The 21,446-nt window shown below is 38.5% G+C and carries 21 protein-coding genes; 8 read left to right on the forward strand and 13 right to left on the reverse strand.

Annotated features, from left to right (window positions below; genetic code table 11):
- Position 1: 1 nt before the first annotated feature.
- On the reverse strand, positions 2-466 hold the full coding sequence (gene rimP, locus WG906_RS11055; protein ID WP_339992658.1) for a ribosome assembly cofactor RimP: 465 nt from the start codon (positions 464-466) through the stop codon (positions 2-4).
- Positions 467-685: 219 nt separating this feature from the next.
- On the opposite strand from rimP, the gene WG906_RS11060 reads away from it, so the two are divergent.
- Positions 686-1,024, forward strand: a complete 339-nt coding sequence (locus WG906_RS11060) for a phage holin family protein (protein ID WP_339992659.1) — start codon at positions 686-688, stop codon at positions 1,022-1,024.
- A 159-nt stretch (positions 1,025-1,183) separates the two neighbouring features.
- Here the strand turns inward: WG906_RS11060 and WG906_RS11065 are convergent, their stop codons facing one another.
- The 4 genes from WG906_RS11065 to panC all read right to left on the reverse strand — a co-directional run bounded on the left by WG906_RS11065 (position 1,184) and on the right by panC (position 4,206).
- A complete protein-coding gene (locus WG906_RS11065) occupies positions 1,184-2,323 on the reverse strand; it encodes an acyl-CoA dehydrogenase family protein (protein ID WP_339992660.1) in 1,140 nt (379 codons plus the stop codon).
- Between the two features lie 18 nt (positions 2,324-2,341).
- Positions 2,342-2,833 (reverse strand): D-glycero-beta-D-manno-heptose 1-phosphate adenylyltransferase, encoded by a 492-nt coding sequence (rfaE2, locus tag WG906_RS11070; protein WP_339992661.1) that lies wholly within the window; start codon positions 2,831-2,833, stop codon positions 2,342-2,344.
- A gap of 49 nt (positions 2,834-2,882) precedes the next feature.
- Positions 2,883-3,233, reverse strand: coding sequence for an aspartate 1-decarboxylase (panD, locus tag WG906_RS11075; RefSeq protein WP_339992662.1), 351 nt, complete (start codon positions 3,231-3,233; stop codon positions 2,883-2,885).
- Between the two features lie 61 nt (positions 3,234-3,294).
- On the reverse strand, positions 3,295-4,206 hold the full coding sequence (gene panC, locus WG906_RS11080; RefSeq protein WP_339992663.1) for a pantoate--beta-alanine ligase: 912 nt from the start codon (positions 4,204-4,206) through the stop codon (positions 3,295-3,297).
- A 67-nt stretch (positions 4,207-4,273) separates the two neighbouring features.
- Here panC and WG906_RS11085 point away from each other — a divergent pair, with 67 nt between their 5' ends.
- The 4 genes from WG906_RS11085 to WG906_RS11100 all read left to right on the forward strand — a co-directional run bounded on the left by WG906_RS11085 (position 4,274) and on the right by WG906_RS11100 (position 9,514).
- Positions 4,274-5,098, forward strand: coding sequence for a glycogen/starch synthase (locus tag WG906_RS11085; protein WP_339992664.1), 825 nt, complete (start codon positions 4,274-4,276; stop codon positions 5,096-5,098).
- 13 nt (positions 5,099-5,111) lie between these two features.
- Positions 5,112-6,479, forward strand: a complete 1,368-nt coding sequence (locus WG906_RS11090; protein ID WP_339992665.1) for a DUF4270 domain-containing protein — start codon at positions 5,112-5,114, stop codon at positions 6,477-6,479.
- Between the two features lie 60 nt (positions 6,480-6,539).
- Complete coding sequence (glmS, locus tag WG906_RS11095) at positions 6,540-8,375, forward strand: glutamine--fructose-6-phosphate transaminase (isomerizing) (RefSeq protein ID WP_339992666.1); 1,836 nt, start codon at positions 6,540-6,542, stop codon at positions 8,373-8,375.
- A gap of 200 nt (positions 8,376-8,575) precedes the next feature.
- Positions 8,576-9,514, forward strand: coding sequence for a hydrogen peroxide-inducible genes activator (locus WG906_RS11100; RefSeq protein ID WP_339992667.1), 939 nt, complete (start codon positions 8,576-8,578; stop codon positions 9,512-9,514).
- Positions 9,515-9,751: 237 nt separating this feature from the next.
- Here the strand turns inward: WG906_RS11100 and WG906_RS11105 are convergent, their stop codons facing one another.
- Entirely contained in the window at positions 9,752-10,363 is a 612-nt protein-coding gene (locus WG906_RS11105; RefSeq protein ID WP_339992668.1) for a superoxide dismutase, read from the reverse strand.
- Positions 10,364-10,439: 76 nt separating this feature from the next.
- Entirely contained in the window at positions 10,440-10,916 is a 477-nt protein-coding gene (locus WG906_RS11110; RefSeq protein WP_339992669.1) for a nucleoside deaminase, read from the reverse strand.
- A 181-nt stretch (positions 10,917-11,097) separates the two neighbouring features.
- On the opposite strand from WG906_RS11110, the gene WG906_RS11115 reads away from it, so the two are divergent.
- Positions 11,098-12,285 (forward strand): class I SAM-dependent rRNA methyltransferase, encoded by a 1,188-nt coding sequence (locus tag WG906_RS11115; RefSeq protein ID WP_339992670.1) that lies wholly within the window; start codon positions 11,098-11,100, stop codon positions 12,283-12,285.
- Here WG906_RS11115 and WG906_RS11120 read toward each other — a convergent pair whose 3' ends face one another.
- From WG906_RS11120 to WG906_RS11135, 4 genes are all read right to left on the reverse strand, one after another.
- Complete coding sequence (locus WG906_RS11120; RefSeq protein ID WP_339992671.1) at positions 12,286-13,074, reverse strand: TerC family protein; 789 nt, start codon at positions 13,072-13,074, stop codon at positions 12,286-12,288.
- 351 nt (positions 13,075-13,425) lie between these two features.
- Positions 13,426-13,956, reverse strand: a complete 531-nt coding sequence (locus tag WG906_RS11125; protein ID WP_339992672.1) for an AAA family ATPase — start codon at positions 13,954-13,956, stop codon at positions 13,426-13,428.
- A complete protein-coding gene (gene pnuC, locus WG906_RS11130; protein WP_339992673.1) occupies positions 13,935-14,549 on the reverse strand; it encodes a nicotinamide riboside transporter PnuC in 615 nt (204 codons plus the stop codon). The genes WG906_RS11125 and pnuC overlap by 22 nt, the downstream gene beginning before the upstream one ends.
- Before the next feature lie 75 nt (positions 14,550-14,624).
- A complete protein-coding gene (locus WG906_RS11135) occupies positions 14,625-15,146 on the reverse strand; it encodes a hypothetical protein (RefSeq protein WP_339992674.1) in 522 nt (173 codons plus the stop codon).
- Between the two features lie 78 nt (positions 15,147-15,224).
- Between WG906_RS11135 and WG906_RS11140 the strand changes: the two genes are divergently transcribed.
- Positions 15,225-16,196: a TonB family protein gene (locus tag WG906_RS11140; RefSeq protein WP_339992675.1), complete on the forward strand. Its 972-nt coding sequence runs from the start codon at positions 15,225-15,227 to the stop codon at positions 16,194-16,196.
- Positions 16,197-16,367: 171 nt separating this feature from the next.
- Positions 16,368-19,184 carry a carbamoyl-phosphate synthase large subunit gene (gene carB, locus WG906_RS11145; protein WP_339992676.1) on the forward strand — a complete coding sequence of 939 codons (2,817 nt, stop codon included), beginning with the start codon at positions 16,368-16,370 and terminating at the stop codon, positions 19,182-19,184.
- Positions 19,185-19,403: 219 nt separating this feature from the next.
- Here the strand turns inward: carB and WG906_RS11150 are convergent, their stop codons facing one another.
- Together WG906_RS11150 and radA are read right to left on the reverse strand one after the other, a co-directional pair.
- On the reverse strand, positions 19,404-19,655 hold the full coding sequence (locus WG906_RS11150) for a hypothetical protein (RefSeq protein ID WP_339992677.1): 252 nt from the start codon (positions 19,653-19,655) through the stop codon (positions 19,404-19,406).
- A gap of 326 nt (positions 19,656-19,981) precedes the next feature.
- Entirely contained in the window at positions 19,982-21,367 is a 1,386-nt protein-coding gene (gene radA, locus WG906_RS11155) for a DNA repair protein RadA (RefSeq protein ID WP_339992678.1), read from the reverse strand.
- Positions 21,368-21,446 lie beyond the last annotated feature (79 nt).

Here is a 21,446-nt window from a genome sequence, read left to right on the forward strand (position 1 = left end):
TCTACTTAAATGAAATTAAAACCTTTGTTTCTATTATATCACTAAAAGGTATAAAGCTTTCAACAATTTCCGCTTTCTTTCCTTTTTCTTTCACTTTCTCTTCTATTGCAATACCCTCGTCTGCAACGCTCAGGAGCTTACCCTCACGCGACTTGGACTCAGCCTGTTTAATCCCAAGGTTCCGACCAATGTTTTTTTCGTACTGGCGCTTCATCGTTAATGGAGTGTCGAGCCCCGGAGAAGATACTTCTAAATTATATGCCTGTTCAATTACATTCTCTTCCTCAAGATAGAAGCCAACATGGCGACTTATTGCAGCACAATCTCCAACGCCAATACCATTATCTCCATCAACCAGAATAATAAGAGTGCCATTTGGATACATCTTAACATCTACCAAAAACAAATCTGGTCTTTCAGAAATTTTTTCCTCAACTAAATCAATTACCCTTTGCTCAATATTCATTTTTAATCCTACAAAAAGTATCTAAAATAAAAGAGGGGACACACGTCCCCTCTTTTCAGATGGTGCAAATATAATTTTTTTTATTTGTACAAAGAGAATTTTGAAAGCAAAAAGATTTATTTCTCAATACAATAGCCTTTAAATTATAAAATTCTAAGTTTCGCAATATCAAATAAACTTAAAGTTTAAAATGATGTTTAACCTGAAACAACAAGAATTATGAAATTGATAATTGAAATTTTATTAATGGGTGCTGCCGTAGCGTTGGCAGCCTTTCTTATTCCCGGAGTGCAGGTCAGTGGGTTTTTGAGTGCAATTATTGCCGGAGTGTTAATCGCTCTGGCAAATGCAACTATAGGAACTATTTTACGCCTCCTTACATTTCCCATCAATATTTTAACGCTGGGAATCATGTCATTTATTATTACAGTACTAATGGTTTTGCTAGTAGATAGCCTGATGGATGGATTTAACACCAGCGGATTCTTAGCGGCTTTACTCTTTGCTATTGTACTAGCGTTAATTAAAATGGTTTTTGGAATGTTTAACAGGGATTAATTCTTGCGATGGTCGCCTTAGTTCCCGAATTAAATCGAATATTGCTTACCTATACCGGGACAATATGAGCCCGGTATACATTTTGTACAACGTCAGAGCTCTTATGAAAGCTTGAAAAAGTCCCTATGAGTATTAACACTCAGAAATATTAAACCGCCATTACTTTAAAATTTCCCTTGAAATTATCAATTTCTGGATCTCAGAAGTCCCTTCATAGATCTGGGTAATTTTAGCGTCACGCATCAGCCGCTCAACGTGATATTCTTTAACGTAGCCATAGCCCCCATGAATTTGTACCGCTTCTATCGTAGTTTTCATGGCAATTTGCGAAGCAAATAATTTTGCTTTAGAAGACGCTTCTGCAAAAGGCTGATGGCTGTCTTTCAGCCAGGCAGCTTTTAAACACAATAAACGTGCGGCTTCAATATCAGTAGCCATTTCAGCTAATTTGAAACCAATAGCCTGATGATCGGAGATAGGCTTCCCAAATGTTTTCCTTTCTTTTGAATAGGCTAATGCTAACTCATATGCTCCGGAAGCAATACCCAGAGCCTGTGCAGCAATGCCAATCCTGCCTCCCTGCAAAATTTTCATGGCAAATTCGAATCCAAATCCCTGATTACCTATCAGGTTATCTTTGGGGACCTTTACATCAGAAAACATAATAGAATGTGTATCAGAACCGCGGATACCCATTTTATTTTCTTTGCGGCCAACCGTTACCCCTGCTGTTGCCTTTTCAACAATGAAAACATTCATGCCATGTGAACCCAATTTTGCATCGCTTTGTGCTATTACAATATAAACCGACGCAGACCCTCCATTTGTTATCCAATTTTTAGTTCCATCCAATAGATAATGATCACCGGCATCTTTGGCAAAGGTATGCTGAGCGTTAGCATCGGATCCAGCTTCTGGTTCTGACAAACAAAAAGCCCCTAAGATTTCACCTGCGGCAAGTGGCTTTAAATACTTTTCCTTTTGTTCTTCAGTTCCATATTTTTCCAGGCCGTAACAGACTAAAGAATTATTTACAGACATTATAACAGCAGTTGAGGCATCTATTTTAGATATCTCTTCCATAGCCAAAACATAAGAAACAGTATCAAGCCCTGAACCATTGTATTCAGGAGAAACCATCATTCCTAAAAATCCCAAATCAGCTAACTTTTTGATTTGTTCGGCAGGAAACTTTTGTAATTCATCCCGCTCTACCACTCCTGGCTTCAGCTCATTACGCGCAAAATCTCGTGCAGCCTGCCGGATCATCAAATTTTCTTCACTGAATTGGAATTGCATACTGTCAGATTAAGGGTATCAGCTATTACGAATTTTCTGTTCGATAGCAGATGTAGAATATCCTGCAATATATTCTATAGTTTTCACTTGACCGCCATTCGCAAGAACTATATCCGAACCTACTATCTTATCAACAGTGTAGTCCGATCCCTTAACCAATACATCGGGATTTATCGCTTTTATAAGCTCAAAGGGCGTGGCTTCGTTAAATAACACTACCGCGTCAACGAAAAACAATGAGGCCAGCAAATGTGCGCGGGAAATCTGATTGGTAATTGGCCGGCCAGTTCCTTTTAAGGAGGATGTTGAGCTATCGCTGTTAAGGCCAACTATAAGCTTATTCCCCAGATCGGCGGCTTTAGCGAGATAGTCTATATGGCCAAGATGCAGCAAATCAAAGCACCCATTGGTAAAAACAATCTTTTGTTCCTTAAAACGCCAAATGCTTAAAAAGGGATTAAGCTTTTCGAGGGGAAGGATTTTATTCTCGACCAGGGTAAGGTTGTCCATTAAACGCATATATTTTTTTTACAAAAATACTTTATTTGGACAGATTGTTCTACTTAATCAAATGATTATCATCATCGGGGAAAACTGATATAGGATTATATTTTCTCGCTTCTTCCATTGGCAAATGTCCATAAGACATGATAATCAGAATATCCCCAAGCTGGGCCAGTCGTGCGCAGGATCCATTAAGGCAAATTGTACCAGAACCCCGCTCGCCTTTTATCACATAAGTTTCAAACCGGGCGGCATTATTGTTATTCACAACCTGAACTTTTTCATTGGCAATAATATTTGCAGCGTCCATTAAGTCCTCGTCAATTGTGATACTTCCAACATAATTCAACTCCGCCTGTGTCACTTTAACCCTATGTATCTTTGACTTCAAAATCTCAATAACCATATACAAAAGTAAAAAAGTTTAATTTATGATTCCATTTTAATCCCATCAACTCATTAAGCATTTACTTTAAGATTATATTATCAATCAATCTGACATGCCCTACTTTTGCTGCTACAAGGGCAACAATACCCTCTGCATCCTTCGATTCTATTGGCAAAAGAGTGGCGGAATCACATATTTCAAAATATTCAGGAATTATTCCCTCAGTATTGCTCAATATGCCCCAGGCTTCACTCTTCAACTGTTCAATTGATAGTTGGTTGAACTTTTCACTAGTCCGAAATAAAACTTTTGAAAGAGCTAAAGCCTGTTTACGCTCACTGTCTGAAAGATGAATATTTCTGGAACTCAAAGCTAAACCATCTTTTTCACGGACTATTGGACACATTACCAATTCCAAAGGCATCTTTAATAATTTCACCATATGGTCGAGAACCATCACCTGCTGGTAATCTTTTTGACCAAGAAACATATAGTCTGGTTTTACTGCATCAAGGAGTTTTTTCACGATCTGAGTAACTCCCTGATAATGACCGGCACGGAATTTTCCTTCCATGAGGTTCTCCAGATAGCCAATTTCAAAATTCCATTCCTCCTTTTCACTATACATTTCATTCACTTCCGGAAGGAAAAGCACATCACAACGCGATGCCTTTAACAGATTAGTGTCAGCTTCAACTGGCCTGGGATACCTTTCAAGATCAATTTGGCTGGTAAATTGAGTCGGATTTACGAAAATACTGCAGACCACAATATCCGTCAGTTCAGCTGCAATTTTTATAAGCGACATATGGCCCGCATGAAGTGCACCCATGGTCGGTACAAAACCGATAACTTTATTTTCTTTACGGAAGTTGCTAAGTAAGTCGTTAAGGTCTGACTTAGATGTGAGAATTTCCAAATTTATGTTATATTCAATTTGCGCAAAGGTGGTCATTAGTAAAAAATTATCAAAGCCCCTTGCGTAATTCATTGATATATCATATAATATGCTTATATTTGCAGTCCGAAATACAATTCTATTTATCTAACATTTGGAGATGGCAAAAACGAAGCTACTGTTTATTACCCACGAAATGTCGCCTTTCCTGGAGTTAACAAAAATTTCTGAAATAACACGGCAGTTACCCCAAGCGATGCAAGACAAAGGTCTGGAAATCAGAATCCTTATGCCTCGTTTCGGAAACATTAATGAACGCAGAAACCGCCTTCATGAAGTTATCCGCCTTTCAGGGATGAACATCATTATTGATGAAAATGATAACCCATTGATTATTAAGGTTGCCTCTATACCTTCAGCGAGAATGCAGGTATATTTCTTAGACAATGAAGAATATTTTCAGCGAAAGCAGGTATTTAGAGATAACGGCAATAAATTTTATGCTGACAATGACGAACGCGCAATTTTCTTTTGCAAAGGCGCATTAGAAACCGTTAAAAAGCTGGGGTGGTCTCCTGATGTGGTACATTGCCATGGGTGGATGAGTTCTTTAGTTCCGGTTTATTTGAAAACAACCTATAAAGACGATCCGACTTTTAAAAATTCGAAAGTTATATATTCTGCTTACAGCAACTGTTTTACCGAAAAATTGAACTTAGATTTTCCGAAAAAAGCAATTATGAATGGCATGAGTGCCGAGCACACTGAGGCATTTACAGCGTGCGATAACAATGCAATGCATATCGGAGCAATAACCTATTCTGATGCTGTTGTATTTGGAGATGCAGAGGTTAGTGATGAAGTGTTAAAGTTTGTTAAAAGCACTCAAAAAGTCACTTTATCGTATGACTCTACATCAGATTACGAAAATTATTATAACCTTTACGAAGAAATTGCAAACGAAGAACTCGTTTCTGTAGCTTAATAAGGAAATTATCATGAAATATATTAAACTGGACTTATTAACCTTGTTGATAAGTCTTTTTATTTTAAGCAGTTGTGAAAAAACTGGCACAATAGGATTAGATATTGCTCCTCAGGATTCTATCAAAAGTATTTTTACAGATGCTATTACGGTGCATTCAGTAACTGTCAAAGAAGATAGCGTAAGCACTTCAAATATTTCACAAAACCCCTTTGGATTTTTAACTGATCCTATTTTTGGCACCACGGAAGCGAACCTTGCATTGGGATTAAATCTTCCATCAGATAATTATTCTTTTGGATCCAATCCTACATTAGACTCTGCCGTACTGGTACTTAAATATGGTGACGAGTTTTATGGTGATTCATTAACTTCTAATTACATTATTAACGTTCACCAACTAAAACCTACGTTTAATACCTCGATAAACTATTTTAACACTAATAAATGGGGTGATTATACTTCAGACCCGGTAAGAGGCTCATCGCCAATTGTAAAAAGGTTTGCCTGGAATGATAGTACAACCATTAATACAATTGTTAAGGGCGGCCCCGATAAGTCTGCAGTAGTAGCGCCTCAAATTCGGATTAAATTAGATGCTGCATTTATTACTACTAATTTTTTAAATGCGGGTTCTGCGAGGCTTAAAAATAATACAACCTTTTCCAGCTTTATAAAAGGCTTATATGTACGGATTAATAAAAATCAGTCTACTGGTAATGGCGGTATTATCTTTTTTAACCTTCAATCGACTATAAGCGCATTAGAAATTTATTATAAAACTCCCAATGGAGCAGCAATTGACAGCAATGTAGCTATTTTTAAAGCTGTGGGTGCATCAGAAATTAAACATAATCATGGAACAGCTATTCAGGCCCAGTTAAATAACCCCAGCCAAAATAGCGCGACCGTTTATGTACAGCCTTTAGCTGGACTAAGAACGAAATTGAATTTCCCGGATTTAAAAGGGCTAAAAAATGAAGGTAACATTTCAGTAAATAAAGCAGAACTGGTTATTTCTGTTGATGAAGGTTCTGTCAATTTCTTTAAGCCAGCTCCCAGATTAACACTTTATCAATTGGATATCGCAGGGCAAAGAAAGGCCGTGCCGGATAATGCAATTGGCGGAACTGATGCAAGATTCCTGGATGAGCGGATATTCGGTGGGTTTTATAATGCAAGCAGTAAAACGTATACGTTTAATATTACATCGTATATACATGATTTAATCAATAAGCCAATCATTCAATACGATACCTTTATTGCTCCTATTGATTTGCCTTTAACAGGAAGATCAAATATATTCCCTGCGGCAACAACCGCAGCAAGATCTGTATTGGGTCCTATAAAGTTAAAACTTACTTATACCAAGCCGAATTAAACCTCCGGCTTTTTTTTAACCTTTCAAATTTTGTAGCTTAGCAGGCTAAATTTTACTACCATGTGCGGAATAGTTGGTTATATAGGGCATAGAAATGCCTGGGACGTTATTATCAAAGGCCTTCATCGTCTAGAATACCGTGGGTACGATAGCGCTGGTGTAGCCTTAATGAATCATGACCTGAAAATTTACAAAAAAACAGGGAAGGTTAGCGAACTGGAAAACTTTGCTAAAGATAAAGACATAAGCGGAACCATGGGCATGGGGCATACCCGCTGGGCTACACATGGAATTCCATCCGATTATAATTCTCACCCCCATACCTCTGGAAGTGGCCGCCTGTCTATAATACACAACGGCATTATAGAGAATTACGCTGTCTTAAAAGAAGCGCTTATAGCAAAAGGACATACTTTTACCAGCGACACAGATACTGAAGTTCTTGTACATTTTATAGAAGAAATTCAAATCGCTAATAACCTCGATGTATTCGAAGCCGTACGTGTAGCACTTCATGAAGTTGTAGGAGCATACGCAATTGTTGTAATGAGCGATGACGAACCTGATCTTTTAATAGCTGCAAGAAAAGGTAGCCCGATGGTTATCGGCGTAGGCAAGGACGAGTATTTTATAGCCTCTGATGCCTCACCAATAGTAGAATATACTAAAAATGTCATTTATCTTAAAGATAGCGAGATTGCTTATATTAAGCGAAACGAACTCGTTATTAAAGGCACAGACAATCATGTAGTGACGCCGTCTATTCAAGAACTGGCTATTGAGCTTGAAATGCTTGAAAAAGGCGGTTATGATCACTTTATGCTTAAGGAGATTTACGAACAGCCACGTTCCATAAGAGATTGTATGCGGGGACGTATCTATCCCAATGAAGGCAAAGTTCAGTTAGGTGGAATTAAGGATTATGCCGACAAATTAAAAAACATTGACAGAATCATAATAGTCGCTTGCGGAACTTCATGGCACGCTGGATTAGTGGGGGAATATTTGATTGAAGAATATGCCCGTATCCCGGTCGAAGTGGAATACGCATCTGAATTCAGATATAGAAATCCCATTATTTCTGAAAAAGATATTGTCATCGCGATATCCCAGTCGGGTGAAACGGCCGACACCATGGCTGCTATAGAATTAGCGAAAGAAAGAGGCGCTACGATTTTCGGAATTTGCAATGTTGCAGGTTCTTCCATACCCAGAATATCTGATGCCGGAGTTTACACCCATGCCGGGCCTGAGATAGGAGTTGCTTCAACTAAAGCATTTACAGCACAAGTAACCGTACTGACTCTGATGGCTTTCTTTATGGCTCAGCAAAGAGGCACGCTTAAAGAGAGTACTTTGGTAAGCTTATTAACCGAATTGGATACTATCCCGGAGTTGGTTGACAGATGCTTAAAGGCAGATAACCATATCATAGAAATAGCCACTGCTCTAAAAGATAAAACTAATTGCTTGTTCCTTGGAAGAGGCAGCGGTTTCCCGGTTGCTTTAGAAGGTGCACTAAAACTTAAAGAAATATCATACATCCATGCAGAAGGTTATCCGGCGGCTGAAATGAAGCATGGTCCTATTGCACTTATTGATGCTGAAATGCCTGTGATTGTAATTGCCACCAGGAATTCATCCTACGAAAAAGTTATCAGCAATATCCAGGAAGTAAAAGCCAGGAAAGGAATTGTAATTGCAATTGTTACTGAAGGTGATAAGGATGTTAGAAAAATGGCGGATTACGTTATTGAGATTCCTGACGCTAATGAAGCATTCTTACCTTTATTAGCGACCATTCCACTACAGCTGTTATCCTATCATATTGCAGTTATGCGGGGTTGTAACGTTGACCAGCCCCGAAATTTAGCGAAATCGGTAACTGTAGAATAGCAACAGATAAAAAGGAAAAAGAGGCAAAATTGCCTCTTTTTTTGTATCTTATGTCTTTTCACCATTACTATTCACTATTTACCTCTTCAAATAAACCTTACAGGTAAATTACCGTAAAGAGCGTACCCCCTAGCTTTTTACTCTATACCCATTATATAAATAATATCAATATTAAGTATATTCGTATAATTCAATATTATATGACACTCGTACAATTGGAGTATATAATTGCTCTTGATACTTTTAGAAACTTTGTTACTGCCGCTGAAAAATGTTTTGTTACACAACCTACTTTAAGTATGCAGATTCAAAAGCTGGAGGAAACATTAGGTGTTAAGCTATTTGATCGCAGCCGGCATCCCGTCGTTCCAACGGAGATCGGGCAGCAGATCATTGCCCAGGCAAGAGTAATTCTCAACGAAAGAAATCAGTTAAAAGAACTGGTTAAAACTTTCAATAACGAACTTTCAGGAGAATTGAAAATAGGCGTAATTCCAACTGTAGCCCCTTACCTTCTTCCTCAAATCATACCAAATTTCACAAAAAATTACCCCAATGTTCAATTAATGATCTGGGAATATACTACAGAGCAAATTATTCATAACCTAAAAGTGGGAACATTAGATTGTGGTATCTTGGCAACACCGCTTGAAGAGAATAGTCTACATGAAATCCCTATGTTCTACGAAAGTTTTGTAGTATATCTCTCGGCTACCAGCTCATTAATTCCAAAAAAAAATATTCATTATCAGGACATCAACTTTGATGAACTTTGGTTACTAAACGAAGGGCATTGTATGCGTAACCAGGTTTTGAATATCTGCAACCGCAAGAAAGCTGGGAGTAACCAAAAACTATTCGAATACAATACCGGAAGCGTCGAAACCTTAAAGCGAATGGTGGACCTAAACAGCGGAATAACCATTTTACCAGAATTAAGCCTAAAAGATCTAACTGAGGAACAAGCTAGTCGTGTTCGAAGTTTTGCTGTCCCTGTACCGGTTAGGGAAATCAGCATTGTTACCCACAGAAGCTTTTTAAAACGAGGTGTTATTACCGCACTTGAAAAAGAAATTATAGAAACTGTTCCCAGAGAGATGCTTCAAAAAGACAAAAAAGAAATTTTGGAAACGTATTAACTTCTTCCACTAAATGATCTGACTATCCAGATTATCACTGCAACAATTATTATGACTACAAATATCGCTGAATAAAAGCCGGCTTGAAAAATATCTCCAATAAGCTCACAGCCCGACAAAAATGTAAGTGTTAAAAAAGCGAGGGAAAAAAAGATAGAATTTCTCATAGGTCTAAAATCAAAAAAGTAGTGTATTTATTAAATACACCACTTTTTAAGAAAGGTTTTTTATTATAGATTACTTTTTTGCCGCAGCGTAACGTTCTGCTACTGCATTCCAGTCAATTACATTAAAAAATGCAGAGATGTAATCAGGACGACGGTTTTGGTAATTTAAATAATAAGCGTGCTCCCAAACATCCATTCCCAATACAGGAGTTCCTTTAACATCCGCAACATCCATCAATGGATTATCCTGATTTGGGGTTGATGACACCTGCAGTTTCCCATCAGCACCAACACTTAACCAGGCCCAACCAGAACCAAAACGGGTTGCTCCTGCTTCGCTGAATTTCTTCTTAAATTCTTCAAAAGATCCAAAAGCTTCGTTAATTGCTTCAGCCAGTTCTCCAGAAGGCTGACCACCAGCGTTTGGACCCATAACTGTCCAAAACAGACTATGATTGTAATGACCACCGCCGTTATTCCGTACAGCAGCCGGATACTTAGAAATAGATGCCTGAAGCTCTTCCAGTGACTTGGATTCTGCATCCGAGCCTGCAATAGCATTGTTAAGATTTGTAACATAAGCATTATGGTGCTTTCCGTGATGGATTTCCATAGTTGCTTTGTCAATATGAGGTTCAAGTGCGTTGCTTGCGTAAGGTAACGCTGGTAATTCAAAAGCCATAATATTTGAGTTTTTAAGGTTAAAATTTCAAAGACACAAATATAACTTATGATTAAAATATTTGTTCAGCCGGATGTCAACTTTTATTTCTTTTCGACAAAAAGAAATCTTTTACCAGCGCTGAACACTCTGCCTCCTTAACTCCGCCGATAATTTCTGTTTTCGGATGAAGTATAGGATATTTAATCCGCTGGAACCCCCGCTGGGCATCAGGAGCACCATAAACGATTCTGCTTATCTGTGTCCAGTAAGATGCCCCGGCACACATCACACATGGCTCAATGGTAACGTAGAGGGTGCAATCTTTAAGATATTTGCCGCCGAGATAGTTAGCGGCTGCTGTAAAAGCCTGCATTTCCGCGTGAGCTGTAACATCATTTAAGCGTTCTGTTAGGTTGTGCCCGCGACCAATTATTTTTCCATTTAAAACAATTATAGCACCGATCGGGACTTCATCCAAACTTAAAGCAACCTTAGCCTCCTTTAACGCTTCATTCATAAAAAACTCATCAGGAGATATTGTTGGTTCATCATTAAAGCTTACGTATCTCATTTGATTCTTTGTTTGCTGCGCATAAACGGTCTATTTAGAAAGGAAATATGAATAAGAGGCGCTCCCAGTCTGCATACTCTTTCCGAGTCAAAATTAGGATAATCCTCTTTTCAAACCCGCCATTTTTTCAAACTTTTAAAAATGCTATTTGATCAGTAATCAAAAAGTATAGATTTGCAGCATGGCTGAAGCACGATTAAAAAAGGGAAAAGAAAAAGCAGTAAGGCAATTACACCCCTGGGTATTTTCAGGAGCAATAGAAACGGTGAAAGGGAACCCGGTTAACGGGGAAATAATTTCAGTAACCGATTCCAATGGTGAATTTCTTGCAAAGGGCTTTTTTAATAACCAATCTCGTGTTGCGGTTAGATTACTTGAATGGGATAAAGATGTTGAGATAAATGAAGAATGGTGGCGAAACCGGATTGCAAAAGCTGTTAAAGCAAGGGAAATTTTGTTAAATTCTGAAGAAACTACTGTTTGCCGTATTATATTTAGTGAAGCAGATTACCTCCCGGGACTAATAGTTGATAAATATTCAGACTTTTTATCCGTTCAAATTCACACTGCCGGGATCGAAAGCATTAAGCCAATTTTGCTTGACGAATTACAAAAGCAACTTAATCCAAAAGGAATATTTGACCGAAGTGATGCCTCCGCCAGAGCCCATGAGGGACTTGAACCTACGCACGGCATCTTAAGAGGGATCGCTCCTCCTGAATACGTCGAGGTGCTTGAAAATGGAATAAAGTATTTAATAAATATTTCTGAAGGGCAAAAATCCGGTTTCTTTTGCGACCAAAGAAATAACAGGCGCATAGTGGCAGAGCATTCACAGGGAAAGAGGGTTTTAGATTGTTTTTCTTATTCCGGAGGTTTTAGTTTAAACAGTCTGCAATCAGGTGCAGCTGAGGTTGTAAGTGTAGACAGCTCTGCCTTAGCTATTGAGACCTTAACAAAGAACATAGAACTGAACAACTTCGGCAGATCAAAACATCAATCCATACAGTCTGACGTTAATAAACAGCTAAGAATCTTCCGCGAAAGCGGTGAAAAATTTGATATTGTAATTCTAGACCCGCCTAAATATGCACCAACGCGATCTGCTTTGGATAAAGCGTCGCGAGCTTATAAAGATTTAAATAGAATCGGCATGTCACTTTTAAACAGCGGGGGCTTATTAGCCACTTTTTCCTGCTCAGGCGCTGTTGATATAACCCATTTTAAACAAATATTGGCTTGGGCAGCTCTAGATGCCGGTAAAGAAATTCAGTTCATTTACCAGTTCTGCCAACCCGAAGACCATCCGGTAAGAGCATCCTTCCCGGAAGGTGAATACCTAAAAGGATTGCTCTGCAGGATAGTTTAACTATCCATGAAAATCGGCATTCCCTGGATTATTGTGTAAGCTAACCGGTTTGGATTTTGCTCTCATTCTCAGATTTAACATTTCAACCAGTACCGAAAAGGCCATAGCAAAATAAATATATCCTTTAGGAATATGTTGTTCGAAGCCCTCTGCAAGTAAAGAAACGCCAATCAGCAACAGGAATGAAAGCGCCAGCATTTTAATAGTTGGATGATTGTTTACGAAAGAGCTAATTGCGCTGGCAGAGAACATCATTACAATAACTGCGATTACTACTGCAGCAATCATCACTAAAATTTCATCTGCCATACCTACAGCTGTAATTACCGAATCGAGCGAGAAAACAATATCCAGAATCAATATTTGAACAATAACTCCTGTAAAAGAATGAACTTTACCAGTTTTTTGGTGGTGCTCTTCTCCCTCAAGCTTTTCATGGATTTCACTTGTGCTTTTGTAAATAAGAAAGAGTCCGCCTGTTATTAGTATTAAATCACGACCTGAAATAGCCATTTTCTCATAAAGCCCTGCGTTTGTTACTCCAATCCAATCCGCCGGATTAAATAAAGGAGATGTTAAGCTCATTACCCAGCTTAATGACAACAGAAGAAGCACCCTTGTAATCATTGCCAGGGCCAGGCCTAATTGTCGGGCCTTCTTTTGTTGATGTTGAGGCAGTTTACCTGATAAAATAGAAATAAATATAATATTATCTATTCCCAGTACAATCTCAAGAACTGTTAAGGTTATAAGCGATATCCAGATTTCCGGACTAGAAAGAAGTTCCATAATTTTATGTAAAAAAACTAATGCGAATAAACGAAAAAAACCTCCCAAACACTGGAAGGTTTTTTTAATCATTAATTTAAAAAGAACGTATGTATACTTAGAAAGCTAAGTCAATTCAATTCAAGCAATTACTACCTTAAAAATCAATATTTTAGGTTTTTCCGCTTTTATCTAAGATGTTCGGATAAAATTATTGTTACAGAAAATTCCGGGTACTTTTAAACTACTTTTCGTAACAAACATACATTAAATGTTCATAGTTAAAATGTTAATTTTTGTTAAACAATACTAAAATAACCCTGAAGATATTTATTTGGCAAAATCAGGTATACTATAAGCCCTTAATTCAGATCATGCCAAATAATTATCAATACTGCTTACCGCATTCCTGAATCTACTCTTGTTTGTACCAGATATAGTAACATAATTAGCATCCAAATTTTTTAATTCCTTATGCCATACTTTCATGAAGTATTCCCTCATATGTGGAAAATCTCTAAGCGGATCATCCTGCCAGGGTAAATCAATATCCATTAAAAGGTAGAGATCGTATGGATGCTTCGGAATCTCTTCCACTACTTCTTGCGGCGACTTGCCAAACATATAATCGCTCCAGATTTTTACCGTAATAAAGGTTGTATCGCAAATTAAAAGCTTGTTTGCTTTAGCAATTAATCTATTCTCCAGAGCAAGCTGACCTTTAAACATATTAATTTCATCAAGCCAGGTGCATGGTTCCGTCAATTTTTCGCAGTATTCCCGAGCGTACTCAGGAACCCAGACAGTATGATAATGTTCTGCCAGTTGACGTGATAGAGTTGATTTGCCGGTAGATTCCGGTCCGACTACCGCGATTTTTTTTATTGGGTTGATTGCTTCCATGTACGTTGCCAGTCAAGAAAACCTATAATTGCCAAAGCGAGGAATAGGGTATACAAAACAGCGGTTAAGGCTAGATTTTTATACAAGTATAGGGGCACATAGCATATATCCACAATAATCCATAATAGCCAGTTTTGCAAAACCTTACGAGTCATTAAAAATTGAGCTACAAAACTTATAGCTGTGCAGGTACCGTCTATATAAGGAACGTCTGTATCAGTAAACTTATCTAAAAAAATCCCCAGTAACACCGAAAGAATAATTATTAAAAGTATTATTCCTGCGTATTCCATCCTATTTAAAGATACAATTGGCTTTGCACTCTGCTCGCGCTTTAACCAATAAAACCAGCCATAAATACTTGCGCCAAGAAAATATAATTGTAAAGCCGCATCACCATAAAGTTTATATTCATAAAATAAAACCATATAGGCTAATATGCTGAGAATAGCAACAGGCCAGTTTAAGATATGTTGCCTGGCAGCGAGGTAGACGCAGGAAAAACCTGTAATGGTACCAACCCACTCAAGCGCCGAAGTTTGTAAAAGCTGCTCCCAAACGAGTTGCCAGAAAGAAGATTGGCAGAATATCACTCAACAAATTTAGCGTTATGATGTGTATAAAAAAACCTTCCCAAAATTGAGAAGGTTCTGCTTCAAAAATAAAGCTTATTGGGCGGTTGCAGGATTAGAAGTAAATCCTAAACTGGCTTTTACACTTACATCAGCATTTAATGAATTTCGTAAAACATACTCCATTCTTACTCTTGCTGTAGAACTCTTTATAATATCATCCAAAAATCGTGAATTATCAATATCAAGAACTATGCTTGAACCCGCATTAGCAGAAATATCATTACGACTGGCAACTAAAACCTCCCCGGAACCATCACCTCTTGAAAGATATAATCTAACGGTACTAAATACTCCAAGATTCTGGTTTGATGGGCTACTTGCCTCTATTCTGGCATTGGCAATCCTCACTTCTTTTATTTGAGAGTTCGAACTTCCTCCAAAAATCTGGTCAGCACTACTGGCAGGGCTTACAGCCGATCGCATGCTACCGGAGCTTGTCCCGGCGGGAATAATCAATGTAGCGGTATAAGGTAATGTAGACCTGACAATTGACTGAACAGTGGCACAAGCAGTAATTATTGAAAGGGCCATTAAGCCTAAAAGTAACTTTTTCATAATTGTGTGTATTTTGATGTGTAACAGTTATGCTGATAAAAGGTTTTTTTGGCTATTTTGGTGATTTAATAATTGCTTATGAATTGCTTTTCCTTAATTGGTTTAATCACCTTCTCTCTTCTGTGTGAAATGAGCTTTGCTCAAAAAAAGCAAAGCATGTATTTTTTGAAGAATAACGGGAGTCAGGTAAAATTGAAAGACAGCGCAGATTTTATCCGGGTAATACAGGAACCCGATTCTGGCTCAACTTTTTATAATCTATATGAGTATTATCAAAACGGCAATAAAAAGAGATTAGGCAAACTATCATCTTTTGATCCGAAACTGATTTTTGAAGAAAGCCTGGCGTCTTATTATCCTAATGGCAAAAAAGAAGAGATTGCGGTATACGCAAGAGGTAAAACCAGGGGAACAGTATACAACTACTATCCCAATGGCCAATTAAAGAAAACAAGTGTAAATGAGACCGCTAAAAACAACCTCAATATATTAGGCATTAATTCCAAAATAATATCATACTATGATTCTACAGGAGTTGAATTAGTAAAAGAAGGAACTGGCTATTATAAAACTTTTGCAGAGGAAGGTGATCTAATAGAGGAAGGCAGTTATGTTGACAGCGTAAAACATGGAGCGTGGAAAGGATCTTTTATAAAAAGGAATGCTTCATATGAAGAACAATATGACCATGGAAAGTTTATTGAAGGAGAATCAAAGTTGAATGATGAAGCTCCGGTTAAATACACGAAAATTGAAGAAATGCCAAGCTTTAAAGGCGGAATAGAAAAATTCCTGCAATATATCGGCAGAAATTATAGATATCCGAGAGAAGCCTCTATCCAAAAGATAAGTGGGAAAATAATAGTATCATTCGTAGTAGAACAGAATGGATCTTTAACTAACTTAAAAGTTTTGAAGGATTTAGGAGCCGGCACAGGAGCCGAGGCCTTAAGAATTGTCAGGCAGTCTCCAACGTGGATTCCCGGCCGTCAACATGGAATTCCGGTCAGATTTTCTTACACTCTTCCTATACATTTAAAAACGCAATAAACAGGAAATAGGCCCCGAATTTTTTTGGATAATATTTAAGGTAAAAATAGCTTCTTTTTTATACCTTTGCATCCCGACAATCAGGTCGGGACTTTCGTGTCAAAGCGCTCCCCGGCAATTATTGAAAATCGCATTTTTAAATTTTGACTTACAATTTTTTCACTCCCTAAAATGCCAAAAGACACTTCCATAAAATCAGTATTAATTATCGGTTCAGGACCTATTATTATCGGTCAGGCTGTAGAATTTGATTATTCAGGTTCTCAGGCAGCTCTATCACTTAAAGATGAAGGAATTGAAGTTTCTATCATAAACTCCAATCCGGCTACTATCATGACTGATAACGTTATTGGAGACAATGTTTATTTGTGGCCCCTCACTTGCGAAAGCATTGAGAAAATACTGCAGGAACGTCATATAGATGCAGTTCTTCCTACAATGGGAGGGCAAACAGCTCTAAATCTTGCCAAAGAAGCCGAGGAGCGTGGTATTTGGGAAAAATACGGAGTTCGTATAATTGGAGTTGATATCGCAGCTATCGAGAAAACTGAGAACCGCGAAGAGTTCCGCCAACTAATGGTTGATATTGGTGTTGGTGTAGCTCCATCAAAAATTGCAAATTCTTTTCTAGAAGGGAAAGAGGCTGCGCAGGAAATCGGATTTCCTTTAGTTATTCGCCCTTCTTACACAATGGGTGGTTCTGGCGGCGGCTTTGTACACAAAAAAGAAGATTTCGATTTAGCCTTAAGCCGCGGCTTACAGGCATCCCCAACACATGAAGTTTTAGTTGAAAAAGCGGTAATTGGCTGGAAGGAATATGAGCTTGAGCTGCTCCGCGATAGTAAAGACAACGTAATTATCATTTGCTCCATCGAAAACTTTGACCCGATGGGTATCCATACCGGAGACTCAATAACCGTTGCCCCGGCAATGACTTTAAGCGACCGCTGTTACCAGGACATGCGTAATCAGGCAATTACCATGATGCGTGCGATAGGTAATTTTGCAGGAGGTTGTAATGTTCAGTTTTCGGTAAATCCTGATGATGAATCGATCATAGCCATCGAGATTAATCCGCGCGTTTCACGTTCATCAGCGCTAGCTTCAAAAGCTACCGGTTACCCTATTGCAAAGATCGCAGCAAAACTTGCTATTGGATATAATCTTGATGAAATTGAAAATCAGATTACAAAAACAACATCAGCGTATTTTGAGCCAACACTGGATTACGTTATCGTAAAAATACCACGCTGGAATTTCGATAAGTTTAAAGGTGCCAATATGGAACTAGGGCTTCAAATGAAAGCTGTTGGTGAGGTAATGGCTATCGGACGTACGTTTGTGGAAGCACTGCAAAAGGCTTGTCAGAGTTTAGAAATAGGCAGAGCTGGTTTGGGTGCTGATGGCCGCCAGAACCGCAATCTTGATGAAATCATGTATGGCCTCGAGCACCCAAGCTGGAATCGTTTGTTCCTCATAAAGGATGCTATGACACTTGGAGTTCCTTTGGAATCAATTCGCAAAGTAACTAAAATTGACAAGTGGTTTTTGGTTCAGATTCATGATCTTGTACAGCTTGAGCAAGAACTTAAACGTTATTCATTAACAAACATACCAAAGGAATTCTTTTTCACTCTTAAACAAAAAGGGTTTTCCGACATACAGATCGCATGGCTGTTAGGCAATGTTACTGAAGATGAGGTTTATGACCGCAGAAAAGAATTAGGCATTAAACGTGTTTATAAAATGGTAGACACATGTGCGGCTGAATTCCCTGCACAAACTCCTTATTACTATTCAACCTTCGAAGATGAAAACGAGTCGACACCAAGTGATAAGAAAAAAATCATCGTATTAGGTTCCGGGCCGAACCGCATCGGACAAGGTATTGAGTTCGACTACTCCTGCGTTCATGGCTTAATTGCTGCTAAAGAAAGCGGATTTGAATCAATTATGATTAACTGCAACCCTGAAACCGTTTCAACAGATTTCAACATGGCAGACAAATTATACTTTGAGCCGGTTTTCTGGGAACACGTTCGGGAGATTATAGAGCTTGAAAAGCCCGAAGGAGTAATTGTTCAGCTTGGGGGGCAGACAGCTCTTAAAATGGCTGAAAAGCTTCATCAATTCGGAATTAAAATAATTGGCACCTCTTATGACAACATGGATATCGCCGAAGATCGCGGCAGATTCTCGGATCTGTTAAAAGATCTTGAAATTCCTTATCCGAATTATGGAGTTGCCGAAGATGCAGAAGAAGCCCTGGTAGTAGCTAAAAAAGTAGGCTATCCTGTTCTGGTTCGCCCAAGTTATGTAATTGGTGGACAAGGGATGAGCATCGTAATCAACGATGAAGATCTTGAAAATGCAGTTGTCAAACTTCTTGGAGATCTTCCGGGAAACCGTGTATTAATTGATCACTTTTTGGATCGGGCTGCTGAAGCAGAATCGGATTCCATTTCTGATGGCGATGATGTGCATATTGTTGGATTAATGGAACATATTGAACCGGCGGGTATTCACTCTGGTGATTCCAGCGCAGTGCTTCCTCCCTTCGATCTGTCGCCAAATGTTATCAGCCAAATGGAAGAATATACCGTGAAGCTGGCCAAAGCCTTAAATGTAAGAGGATTACTAAACATTCAGTTTGCAATAAAAGACGAAAAAGTTTACGTTATTGAGGCTAATCCAAGGGCTTCTCGTACTGTTCCTTTTATCGCCAAAGCCTACGACGTTCCTTATATTAACATTGCTGCCAAAGTAATGCTTGAAGTAAATAAACTTAAAGACTTCACTATTGAAAGAAAACTGGTTGGTTATGCCATCAAAGAACCCGTTTTCTCATTCGATAAGTTCCCTGAAGTTGAAAAGCAATTGGGCCCTGAGATGAAATCGACTGGTGAAGCAATCAGATTTATCAAAGATTTGGAAGACCCTTACTTTGTAAAATTGTACAAAGAGAAATCGATGTACTTGAGTAAATAGAAATTGAAGCCGGTTATCTTGAGCCGGCTTTAATTCACATGTTTTTATTAAATTAGGATCTGCGCGTTTTAATCTTAAACTGCTACAATTAATAATCCCCTTAATAGCCTGCCTATTACAGATTCTCTTAAAAAACGCATGTAGTTAGTGATTCAATATCGCTTCACAAATTGCCAATGGAGATCAGAAAACAAAGCCAGTTAATTCTCTTTATCAAAGTTATTCTGTAGAGCCTTTAATTTTGGCTATAAAATAAACCGTACTTTTTTGGATTATTAAAATAATTAAACCAACTATCAGCCCCTCATCAAAAGACAACTCCCAGTTTTTTATAAATGTTGTCATTGTTATCACCAAAAGCATAACTGATGGAAACTGATATCCGAATATTTTTTTTAAATTAAACGACCGCTGGCATAAAGGAACAGCTTTCTTTAAACTATACACTTCTAATAATATAGAAATTTGCACTAGAATTAAACATACAAGACTACTTCGCATCTATCAATATATATGACTTAACATATCCTCGGGCAGATTCTTCTATTCCGCAGTACAGTCCTCCACAATAAAATCCTTTGCACCCCCGGCATTGCCACAAGGCTCCCGAAGAATCATCCTCGCAAATCTATAAGGTTGAACCAGATTGTGCAATTTGAAACACAAGCAAGTAATTTGGAAACGTTCCCAATATATGGGAATGCTCCCATAGCCTTGAATGTCCTTTAATTCTATTGGGAGTTCGAAGGTTAGCAGCAGCAGTTTCCCGATATAAACATTGGTTTATTTTAGGACAATTAACCAAACAAGGAACTAAACACCTCTTCTATTTTCGAAACACTGTTTATTTCGATAGAATAACGTTTTATATCAAGGCCTTTTTGATTGTATTTGGATATATATATCTTTTCAAATCCCAACTTTTCTGCCTCAGCAATACGCTGCTCAATCCGATTCACAGCTCTTATCTCACCAGACAAGCCCACCTCTGCAGCAAAGCAAACTTTAGTTGAAACCGAAATATCTTCGTGTGAGGAAATAATTGCAACCACCACCGCTAAATCTATGGCCGGATCTTCAACTTTAAGTCCGCCGGCAATATTTAAGAAAACATCCTGGGCGCTTAAACGAAAGCCGCAACGCTTTTCAAGAACAGCCAAAAGCATATTCATCCTTTTCGTGTCGAAACCAGTTGCCGAACGTTGAGGAGTTCCATAAGCCGAAACACTCACTAAGGCCTGCGTTTCAATAAGCATAGGCCTTGCACCTTCCAGCATGGCTGAAATAGTAATTCCACTTAATTCTTCATCCCTTTGAGAAAGCAGGATCTCTGAAGGGTTAGAAACTTCACGCAGGCCACTTCCCTGCATTTCATAAATCCCGAGTTCTGATGCAGATCCGAAGCGATTTTTAATTGCTCTTAAAATCCTGTACACATGGTGCCTGTCGCCTTCAAACTGCAAAACGGTATCAACCATATGCTCCAAAATTTTAGGGCCCGCAATGGCTCCGTCTTTCGTTATATGACCTATAAGAAAAACAGGGGTAGAACTCTCTTTGGCGAAGCGAAGTAATTCTGCGGTGCATTCACGCACTTGTGACACACTTCCAGGAGTGGACTCAATGTGTGCCGAATGAAGAGTTTGTATAGAATCGATTATTACAGCCTGTGGCGCTAGGAGTTCAATCTGCTTAAAAATATTCTGCGTGGAGGTTTCTGTAAGAATATAGCATTCGCCGCCCTTTCTTTTGGATAATGGTGCAAGTCGTTCTGCTCGCATCTTAATCTGCTGCTCGCTTTCCTCTCCGGAAACATACAAGATTTTCATATCAGGAAGATTTAACGCTAATTGCAGCATCAAAGTGGATTTCCCAATACCTGGTTCACCTCCTATAAGCACTAAAGACCCGGGGACAATGCCACCGCCAAGAACACGATTGAACTCCGTATCAGGGGTGATCAAACGACTTTCTTCGGCAAATACTATTTCATCAATTGCAGAAGGCTTTGCGATTCTTGAGTTCCCCTGACCAGTCTTCCATTCCGGAACAGAACTATTAGACTTTTGAATAACTTCTTCAACAAAACTATTCCATTGATTGCAAGACGGGCATTTTCCAAGCCATTTTGCTGATTCGTAACCGCAACTCTGACAAAAATATGCTGATCTGGTTTTAGCCATTATTTTATATGCAAATGAAAAGGATGTGCAAATGTGCAGATATAAAAGTGGAGATGAAAAAGAAATGTACAGATGGCTA

This window comes from Pedobacter superstes (genome assembly GCF_037622515.1).
Lineage (GTDB): Bacteria > Bacteroidota > Bacteroidia > Sphingobacteriales > Sphingobacteriaceae > Paradesertivirga > Paradesertivirga superstes.

What these genes read in the sequence shown, in the direction of transcription:
- rimP (WP_339992658.1), bottom strand. Translation starts at nt 466, where the DNA reads ATGAATATTGAGCAAAGGGTAATTGATTTAGTTGAGGAAAAAATTTCT.
- WG906_RS11060 (WP_339992659.1), top strand. Translation starts at nt 686, where the DNA reads ATGAAATTGATAATTGAAATTTTATTAATGGGTGCTGCCGTAGCGTTG.
- WG906_RS11065 (WP_339992660.1), bottom strand. Translation starts at nt 2,323, where the DNA reads ATGCAATTCCAATTCAGTGAAGAAAATTTGATGATCCGGCAGGCTGCA.
- rfaE2 (WP_339992661.1), bottom strand. Translation starts at nt 2,833, where the DNA reads ATGGACAACCTTACCCTGGTCGAGAATAAAATCCTTCCCCTCGAAAAG.
- panD (WP_339992662.1), bottom strand. Translation starts at nt 3,233, where the DNA reads ATGGTTATTGAGATTTTGAAGTCAAAGATACATAGGGTTAAAGTGACA.
- panC (WP_339992663.1), bottom strand. Translation starts at nt 4,206, where the DNA reads ATGAATTACGCAAGGGGCTTTGATAATTTTTTACTAATGACCACCTTT.
- WG906_RS11085 (WP_339992664.1), top strand. Translation starts at nt 4,274, where the DNA reads ATGGCAAAAACGAAGCTACTGTTTATTACCCACGAAATGTCGCCTTTC.
- WG906_RS11090 (WP_339992665.1), top strand. Translation starts at nt 5,112, where the DNA reads ATGAAATATATTAAACTGGACTTATTAACCTTGTTGATAAGTCTTTTT.
- glmS (WP_339992666.1), top strand. Translation starts at nt 6,540, where the DNA reads ATGTGCGGAATAGTTGGTTATATAGGGCATAGAAATGCCTGGGACGTT.
- WG906_RS11100 (WP_339992667.1), top strand. Translation starts at nt 8,576, where the DNA reads ATGACACTCGTACAATTGGAGTATATAATTGCTCTTGATACTTTTAGA.
- WG906_RS11105 (WP_339992668.1), bottom strand. Translation starts at nt 10,363, where the DNA reads ATGGCTTTTGAATTACCAGCGTTACCTTACGCAAGCAACGCACTTGAA.
- WG906_RS11110 (WP_339992669.1), bottom strand. Translation starts at nt 10,916, where the DNA reads ATGAGATACGTAAGCTTTAATGATGAACCAACAATATCTCCTGATGAG.
- WG906_RS11115 (WP_339992670.1), top strand. Translation starts at nt 11,098, where the DNA reads ATGGCTGAAGCACGATTAAAAAAGGGAAAAGAAAAAGCAGTAAGGCAA.
- WG906_RS11120 (WP_339992671.1), bottom strand. Translation starts at nt 13,074, where the DNA reads ATGGAACTTCTTTCTAGTCCGGAAATCTGGATATCGCTTATAACCTTA.
- WG906_RS11125 (WP_339992672.1), bottom strand. Translation starts at nt 13,956, where the DNA reads ATGGAAGCAATCAACCCAATAAAAAAAATCGCGGTAGTCGGACCGGAA.
- WG906_RS11135 (WP_339992674.1), bottom strand. Translation starts at nt 15,146, where the DNA reads ATGAAAAAGTTACTTTTAGGCTTAATGGCCCTTTCAATAATTACTGCT.
- WG906_RS11140 (WP_339992675.1), top strand. Translation starts at nt 15,225, where the DNA reads ATGAATTGCTTTTCCTTAATTGGTTTAATCACCTTCTCTCTTCTGTGT.
- carB (WP_339992676.1), top strand. Translation starts at nt 16,368, where the DNA reads ATGCCAAAAGACACTTCCATAAAATCAGTATTAATTATCGGTTCAGGA.
- radA (WP_339992678.1), bottom strand. Translation starts at nt 21,367, where the DNA reads ATGGCTAAAACCAGATCAGCATATTTTTGTCAGAGTTGCGGTTACGAA.